This window comes from Agrobacterium sp. MCAB5, from assembly GCF_052114365.1.
Lineage (GTDB): Bacteria > Pseudomonadota > Alphaproteobacteria > Rhizobiales > Rhizobiaceae > Agrobacterium > Agrobacterium tumefaciens.
Window position 1 is genome coordinate 1 of sequence record NZ_JBFREP010000280.1, and the last position, 431, is coordinate 431.

Sequence of the window (431 nt, forward strand, 5' to 3'; positions counted from 1 at the left end):
TCTCTGTCCAGATAGGCTCAATAATTTGCATGATGTGCGCTGTATCCACCTTGGCTACCGAGAGCGACCCTATGACCGGATCAGCGTAAGTGGCGAGGGTGTTACGCCACTGGTCCGCATGCTTGAGATTTTTCCAGCCCGCCGCATGGGCCTTGATGTATCGCTCGGCGGCTTCCGAAAAGCTGACAAGCTTTGCATCATCTGCACGGGCTGCGGCTACTCGCTCGCGGCGAGCGTCAATAGGATCAATGCCGTCCGCCACGAGTTTCCGAGCCTCCTTCGCTCTCTCCCGCGCCTCGCGGAGAGAAAAGGTGTCGATAGAGCCGAGCCCCATGTAGCGAGGCTTGCCAGCAATCATGAACCGGAAAATCCACGACTTTGATCCGCCCTTGGCGACTTGCAGATAAAGGCCACCGCCGTCGCTGTAGAGG

At 58.0% G+C, this 431-nt stretch carries 1 protein-coding gene; it reads right to left on the bottom strand.

What is annotated here, in order from left to right; translation table 11 throughout:
• Positions 1 to 431, bottom strand: a 431-nt coding sequence (locus tag AB4Z23_RS28630; RefSeq protein ID WP_441361328.1) for a tyrosine-type recombinase/integrase, incomplete at both ends; no start/stop codon positions are given.